A 6,586-nucleotide genomic window follows, 5' to 3' on the forward strand; every position below is an offset into this window, starting at 1 on the left:
ACTGCGACGACCGGAGTGACTGAGATGAGGCACAGCAAGGTCGGAAGCCTGATGGCGGGCGAGGTCGTCTCGGTCGTCCCCTCGACACCGTTCAAGGCTGTCGCCAAGCAGCTCGCCGAGCACGACATCAGCGGCCTGCCCGTACTGGACGAGGACGACAGGGTGGTCGGCGTCATCTCCGAGAGCGATCTTCTGGTGCGGCAGGCTTCGGCCGGAGGCTCCGGACATGAACAGCACATGCCCAGGCACGGTGCCGATGCCGGTACCGGGCCGGACGACGACAAGCGGGACGCGCTCACCGCCGCACATCTGATGACCGCGCCCGCCGTCACCGTTCACGCCGACGACACCGTCACGCAGGCCGCCAGGACGATGCTCCGACGCAGTGTGGAACGGCTGCCCGTGGTCGACGACGAGGACCGCCTCGTCGGCATCGTCACCCGGCGCGATCTCCTCCAGGTGTTTCTGCGCCCGGACCCGGAGATACGCCGCCGGGTCATCGGAGAGGTTCTCGTGGACACGCTGGGTCTTGCGCCCGACGCGATCGAGATCCATGTCGTCGACGGGGTGGTCACGCTGGACGGGCTGGTGGAGAAGCGCAGCGAGATCCCTGTTCTGCTGCGGCTGACGGAGCAGTTGGACGGAGTGGTGTCGGTGAAGGACCGCCTCGCCGCACGCGGCGACGACTCCGCACCGACGCCGCGCGAACAGACCGCACACGGGTTTCCCCGGTGAGATGCCCCCCCTCACGGACCCAGCCGCACTGGGCCGTTCGCAGGACATGCGATCTCCTGCTGTCGTCTCGCACGAGCGCGGTGAGCGAACTGATGAATCCTGAAGACGCTCAGCGATGAAGGAGTCACCGATGCGACATCGAAAAGTCGGGGAGCTCATGACCCGCGACGTCGTCCGCGTACGGCGGGACACCCCGTTCAAGGAGCTCGTGCGCGTGCTCTCGGACCATCGGGTCACCGCGGTGCCGGTGGTGGATGCCGAGGACCGGCCCCTCGGCGTCGTCTCGGAAGGAGACCTGCTCCGCAAGACCTCCGATCAGGCCGGCTCCACCGCGCTGCTGCCGGTTCCCGACGTGGATGCCTGGGAACGGGCAAAGGCCGAGGGGACAACGGCGGAGGAGCTGATGTCGGCACCCGCCGTGTGCGCGAGGCCGGAGTGGACCGTCGTCGAGGCCGCGCGACTCATGGAGGTGCAGAACGTCAAGCGCCTGCCGGTGGTCGACGAGAAGGACAGGCTGCTCGGCATCGTCAGCCGCCGCGACCTGCTGGGCATCTTCCTGCGCGACGACGAGGCCATCCGGCAGGAGATCGTGTCCGACGTGCTCGTGCGGACCCTCCGCCAGGATCCGTCCGCCGTCACCGTCGAGGTGCGTGAAGGGCAGGTCGTACTGCACGGCTCGGTGCCGTTCAAGGGCATGGTTCCCGCGATCGTACGGATGTGCAGCACCGTGGACGGTGTGGTCTCCGTGTCGGAGGACCTCTCGTTCGACGTCGACGACACCTCCTGAACCGGGACCGGCGACCGGACTGCGCCGTCGCCCGACAGCGCTCGGACGAGTACCCGTCGTTCCGGCCGGACACGGGCGGGAACGATCCGGCCGACCGGTCATGACAGAGCCTCGGGGTCGTCGTGAGTGCGGCCTGCCGTGGCCGCGTCGCCGAACTGACCGGCACTCCCGGGAGAACCCAGGGCCGTTCGGCCCGCGCGCGGGACTGTCGGCCCCTGCTGTCACCGCGCCCGGGCGGTGACGCTGGAAACGTGTCCGCGCGGCCCGAAGGAGGTCCGCACCATGAGCCGCCACGTCACCGTCGGCCTGGACGGTTCGCCCGAGAGCTACGCCGCCGCCGAGTGGGCGGCCCGGGAATCGCTGTTGCGCAAAGTGCCGCTGTACCTCGTGCACGCCGACGACTGGCCCATGACGGCGGCCGTTCCAGTGGCCGGCCCCGATGTGCAGCGCCGATGGGGTGACAAGCTCCTGGCCGATGCCGCGGAAGAGATGCGGCGTGACCATCCCTCCTTGGAGATCACCACACGGCGGCTGTCGGGGCGACCCGCCGCTGCGCTGTCCATCGAGGCAGGTGAGGCGGAGATGCTGGTGCTCGGCTCCCGTGGGCTGAGCGGCATCATGGGCTTCCTCGTCGGTTCGGTCGGTATGGCGACGATCAGCGCCACCGAGCAGCCGGTCGTGCGCGTGCGGGCCCTGACGCAGCCGGACACGGAGCCTCGCCCCGGCTCTCCCGGCCCGTACCGCGACGTGGTCGTCGGCGTCGACATCCACCAGAACAGCGACACGCTCCTGGCCTTCGCCTTCGACGAGTCCGCACGGCGTGGCTGTCGACTGCAAGCCGTATACGGCTGGTCGCTTCCGCCGGTCGTCCGCGACGCCTTGGCGCTCGAGGGGGCTCAGCAGGAACTGGCCCGCGACGCTGCCCGCGGCCTCGGCGACCTGATCGCCACCTGGCGGCGGAAGTTCCCATCGGTGGACGTCGAGGAGAGCGCCGTCATGGGTACTCCCGCGCAGCTGTTGGTGCACTACGCCGCCGACGCGGATCTCGTGGTCGTCGGTCGGGACATCCGCAGAGCTCCCATGGGCGCGCACATCGGCCCCATCGCCCATGCGGTGATGCACCACTCCACCGCGCCCGTCGCCGTCATCGCGCATGACTGACCGCCTCGTCGGCCAGGAGGTTTCCGTGCCTTCACCACCACTCGACACCGTCATCGTGGAATCCCTCGTCGAAGACGCGGTCTCGGCCCCGTCCATGCACAACGCGCAGCCCTGGAAGTTTCGTTTCCTTCGCGACAGAGGCGCGCTGCAGCTGCGCGCCGACCCGGAGCGCGCCATGCCGAAGACGGACCCGACACGCCGGGCGCTTCACCTCGGGTGCGGCGCCGCGCTGTTCAATCTACGAGTGGCGGCCGCGCACACGGGCCTCGAACCGGTCAGCACGCTGCTTCCCGACCCCGCCGATCCCTGGCTGCTCGCCGAGGTGGGCCTGGCCCGGCCCGTGAGTCCCGACGACGATCTCGCCGTCCTCCATCCCGCGATCCGCCGTCGGCACACCAGCCGCTTCCCGTTCACCGACGAGGAGATCCCGGAAGACATCCTGGACGGGCTGCGCGGCGCCGCGATGCTCGAAGGCGCCCGGTTGTACGTTCCCGACGCATGGCATGTGCAGTCGGTCCTGGACCTGGTGCACGACGCGGAGGGCCGCGAAGCGATGGACCCGGAGGTGCGGGCGGAGAGGGCCCGCTGGACGGAGACGGACGCCGGGGGCGGCGCGCGGCAGGACGGAATACCCGCCTACGCGTTCGGCCCCAGCCAGCGGGATGTCACCGCACCCGTACGAGACTTCGCCGGCCGTCGCCCCGTCGTGGACCGTGGCTCGGCCACGTTCGAGAAGAAGCCGTGTCTCGCTCTGCTCGGCACAGTCACCGACCGTCCCGCGGACTGGCTGCGGGCCGGTGAGGCAATGGAGCGTGTCCTGCTCCAGGCCACTCTGGACGGGCTGGTCACCTCCCTGACGTCCCAGGCCCTCGAATGGCCGGAACTGCGGTGGGCCGTGCGTGACCCTGGGGCGGCGATGGGCCATGTGCAGATGGCGATCCGCCTCGGTTACGGCCCCACGGGGCCTGCTACTCCACGCCGGCCGGTGCGTGATGTGCTCGACGTCGTGTGACACCCGGCTGCCCCCGGCCCGCGGGACGGCCGCGCCGGGCCGCCGCCTCCGCCCGGCGATACGGGCGCCGGCTCTCCCCCTGGGCGTTCAGCCCGACACGTCCCCGACCGCCGGTCGGTCGCCGGCGTTCAGCCCGCGCCCGCCCCGCGAGTTCACTACCCGACGGCCGGTGATCCGCGTAGGTGTGATCGCCAGCCACAGCTCCCGTTGCCCTCCGGCCCAGAGAGGGGAGGGTGCTTCCTGTTCCAGCCGTAGCATGACGCCGGTCCCGGGCGTCGCCCGTATTCGGCCTGGGTGCCGTCGATCAGGTGGCCGAGGACCCAGCCACCACCGCCCCGGCACTGCCCGTACCTGCTGTCCCGGCAGAAGCGGCAGCGCCCGCAAGCGGAGATGCAGGACACCAGCACCCTGTCACCGGGGCGCACCGTGCGGACGTCCTCACTGGTCTCCATGACCTCGCCCACCGCCTCGTGTCCGAGGATCCTCCCAGGGGTCACCTCAGATACATCGCCCTTGATGATGTGCAGATCGGTGCCGCAGATGGTCACGGCATCGACCCGGATGATCGCGTCAGCCGCGTCCTTGATACCCGGATCCGGTACGTCCTGCCACGCGGTCTTCTCCGGTCCCTGGAAGACGAGTGCCTTCATGACGTCGTCCTCACTGCCCGACTGCGCGCGAGGTGCTGGGGGCTTCCCGCGGGGTGCTCGAGAGTGGTCACCGTCAGGTTGCCCCGGGGGGGCAGCATGGCCGCTTGGGCCGGTCGGTCCTCCGGCAGGACCTCTAGGCCCAAGCGCCGGCGCGCACGGAGTGTGAAACCTTCCTCGGCAGCGTGGGAACCGTCACCGGCAGCGCATTCCTCGTCGAAAGCGAACACGCCCGCGTCCTTGTCGACTCGGCTGCGGGCTCTTCCGGGGTCTCGCCGACCTGCGGCGCCGCAACTGGCGGCCGCTCCCGTGCGTCAGCGGCGACCTCGGCCGACCCGGACGCCCGTTACTGCGCCCGGCCGAGCCGTTCTCCGGCGCGGACGTGCCCCGCGCGGACGAGGCCCTCCTGGCCTTCTGAGCCGAGCCGTTCGGGCCGTCCGGTATGCCCGTCAGGCCCTGTGCGGCCAGCGGGCCAGGAGCCACTCGGGCGAAGGACGGGTGAGGGCAGGGCCCATGTCCGAACCGACCCATGCTCGAAGAGGAACCCGTCATGGACCACACCCCTACACCATGGACGACGTGATGACCAGGACTGTCGTGGCCGTCGTTCCGGATGCACACTTCAAGGAGATCGTCGCGGCCATGGAGCAGTGGAAGGTCACCGCCATGCCCGTGCTGGAAGGCGAAGGCCGCGTCGTCGGCGTGGTCTCCGAGGCGGATCTGCTGGTCAAGGAGGAGCTGCACGACAGCGATCCGGGCTTGATCGAGCAGATGCGGCGCCTGGACGACACTGCCAAAGCCTATGCGTCCAGGAAGTTGTGGACGTCGGTCGCGAAGGCCTGCGCGTGCTGGAACAGGAAGCCGTGCGCGGAGTCCGGGTACAGCTTCACGACCGCGTCGGGGATCAGCGCGGCGGTGAGATGCGAGTACCAGGGCAGGATCATCCGGTCGTCGTCGCCGTTGGCGATGAACACGGGCTGCTCGATGGCGGCAAGCCGCTGGAGCTTGCCGAAGTCCGCCCTCGGCCCGCGCGGCGGCCGCCCCGTGGTCCAGGGCGTGGATCGGACACCGGCGCGGTCGCCGCCGCGGCGGGGCCGATCGAAAACGCCGCCATGGCGGCCGCGGCAACGGTGGCCGCGACAGCGGTGAAACCCCGCTTGCCGTGCAGGCGGATTCCCGTTGTCTGTCGGGCTTTCATGCATCCGCCACCTTGGCGTGCTCTCCGTTGAGCCACCGGGCGACGGTCGCGCCGTATGCGGCGGCGGCCTGCTCCCAGGGGAAGTGACCGGAGTCGAAGGAGACGAGGCGGCTGTTCGGGAGCCGCTCGTGCAGGTAGACGCCGTTGGACGGCGGTACCAGTTCGTCGTGCTCGGCGCTCATCACCAGCACCGGTGTCATGATCGACGGCAACAGGTCTCCGAGGACCGGGAGTTACGCGGGGTACGCGCGGACGTAACGCGCCGACTCGGCGAAGCGTCCGTCCTCGTAGGCGGACACATAGTCCTCCCGCACTTCGGGCTCCTCGCCCTTGGGCGCCCGGGTATGGCCGCCATGTTCGCGCAGATGGGCGTTCTGCCGGTGGGCGTTCTGCCGGACTTCGCGTCCGCAGTCACGGCCTCCGCGGCCGAACGATAGGGCCGACCGACAAGAGTGTGCGGCTACTCAGCATCCATACACCCACGAGCCCCCCGCCGGGCGGTCCCAGGCGCCGGCGTCCGCGTCGCCGGCTCGTCCCGCGTCGTCCGGGGTGGCGAATCACCGCAATCCGGCGAGGCCCCTCCGGTCTCGCGGTGAGTGTGTCGGCCTTCACCGTCCACCGCCGGCCCTGCTCCTCGACGGCGACGAACACCTGGTGCTGCTGCTTGCCCGCCGGTAGGCGGCGTTGAAGGCGTCGACGTCGGTGGCGTCCGGGACCAGGCCGGGCGGACACGGTGTGGGCAGCGGTTGCATGAGGAACACCGTGCCAGGACCAGGAAGTACGCGGGATATCCGATGCCGGAACGGTCGCCTGCTCCGACGCGGGTGTTCGGTCAGTCGGGTGGGGGCGGGGCCGTGGCGGGACCTGTGAGGGTGTCGAGTTGGGCGGCGAGGTCGGGGTGGGGGGTGGTCAGGTAGGGGCGGGTGGCGTTGAGGGGGTGGATGAGGTCGGCGGGGTCGTTGTGGGCGAGGGCTGAGGGGCGCTGTCGCGGGGCGGCGGGGCGGCGGGGCGGCGGGGCGGCGGGGCGGCGGGGCGGCGGGGCGGAA

6 protein-coding genes and 2 pseudogenes are annotated in these 6,586 nt (G+C 70.5%); 5 read left to right on the plus strand and 3 right to left on the minus strand.

All coding sequences use genetic code 11. From position 1 onward, the window contains the following. From ACWGI8_RS36535 to ACWGI8_RS36550, 4 genes are all read left to right on the plus strand, one after another. Positions 1–735: CBS domain-containing protein (locus tag ACWGI8_RS36535; RefSeq protein ID WP_453667713.1), on the plus strand; the 735-nt coding region annotated here is incomplete at its 5' end. Between the two features lie 130 nt (positions 736–865). Then, the gene (locus ACWGI8_RS36540) at positions 866–1,522 is read left to right on the plus strand and encodes a CBS domain-containing protein (RefSeq protein ID WP_453667715.1); all 657 of its coding nucleotides are present in this window, start codon (positions 866–868) and stop codon (positions 1,520–1,522) included. Positions 1,523–1,804: 282 nt separating this feature from the next. Beyond that, positions 1,805–2,683, plus strand: coding sequence for a universal stress protein (locus ACWGI8_RS36545; RefSeq protein ID WP_453667717.1), 879 nt, complete (start codon positions 1,805–1,807; stop codon positions 2,681–2,683). 25 nt (positions 2,684–2,708) lie between these two features. Then, the gene (locus tag ACWGI8_RS36550) at positions 2,709–3,695 is read left to right on the plus strand and encodes an Acg family FMN-binding oxidoreductase (protein ID WP_453667719.1); all 987 of its coding nucleotides are present in this window, start codon (positions 2,709–2,711) and stop codon (positions 3,693–3,695) included. Positions 3,696–3,964: 269 nt separating this feature from the next. Here the strand turns inward: ACWGI8_RS36550 and ACWGI8_RS36555 are convergent. Further along, positions 3,965–4,345 (minus strand): annotated as a pseudogene (locus ACWGI8_RS36555) (alcohol dehydrogenase catalytic domain-containing protein); the annotation flags it as partial. Positions 4,346–4,912: 567 nt separating this feature from the next. Here ACWGI8_RS36555 and ACWGI8_RS36560 point away from each other — a divergent pair. Beyond that, positions 4,913–5,491, plus strand: a complete 579-nt coding sequence (locus tag ACWGI8_RS36560; RefSeq protein WP_453667720.1) for a CBS domain-containing protein — start codon at positions 4,913–4,915, stop codon at positions 5,489–5,491. 45 nt (positions 5,492–5,536) lie between these two features. Here the strand turns inward: ACWGI8_RS36560 and ACWGI8_RS36565 are convergent, their stop codons facing one another. Next, a complete protein-coding gene (locus ACWGI8_RS36565; RefSeq protein WP_453667722.1) occupies positions 5,537–5,731 on the minus strand; it encodes an alpha/beta fold hydrolase in 195 nt (64 codons plus the stop codon). Between the two features lie 641 nt (positions 5,732–6,372). After that, a pseudogene (locus tag ACWGI8_RS36570) lies at positions 6,373–6,586 on the minus strand (hypothetical protein); the annotation flags it as partial.

Source organism: Streptomyces sp. NPDC054841 (assembly GCF_053611045.1).